Below are 458 nucleotides of genomic sequence, written 5' to 3' on the forward strand. Positions count from 1 at the left end.
GCGGGATGATATATACTTTCAGCTCTTTACTACTAAAATTACTGTTTGCTTGTACAATATGTCATAGATCGTTCATCTTCGTTTCTTACGTTTCCGATGGAGTGGAGAATAACGGATTCGAACCGTTGACCCTCTGCGTGCAAGGCAGATGCTCTAGCCAGCTGAGCTAATCCCCCGAACTTGATTCCGTTCGTAGTCCCAGGCAGAGTTGAACTGCCGACCTCTACATTATCAGTGTAGCGCTCTAACCAACTGAGCTATAGGACTAAGTTCAACCTAGTCTGTTTAATTAGACCCGGCTTCTTACTTTCTCTCTTCCGTATCATTACGGAATCATATCTTGAAATAAACAACACCAGCAGTACAAGAACAAAAACCTTATCGATCTTTCGTCCTCTCCAGAAAGGAGGTGTTCCAGCCGCACCTTCCGGTACGGCTACCTTGTTACGACTTAGCCC

Annotated in this window: 2 tRNA genes and 1 rRNA gene; all 3 read right to left on the reverse strand. The window is 45.0% G+C overall.

Annotated elements, in window-relative coordinates:
• Positions 1 to 102: 102 nt before the first annotated feature.
• Positions 103 to 176, reverse strand: a tRNA-Ala gene (locus WS42_RS14970).
• A gap of 17 nt (positions 177 to 193) precedes the next feature.
• Positions 194 to 267 (reverse strand) — tRNA-Ile (locus WS42_RS14975).
• A 135-nt stretch (positions 268 to 402) separates the two neighbouring features.
• Positions 403 to 458: ribosomal RNA gene (locus WS42_RS14980) — 16S ribosomal RNA — on the reverse strand; the annotation flags it as partial.

Source organism: Odoribacter sp. N54.MGS-14 (assembly GCF_000980295.1).
Lineage (GTDB): Bacteria > Bacteroidota > Bacteroidia > Bacteroidales > Marinifilaceae > Odoribacter > Odoribacter splanchnicus.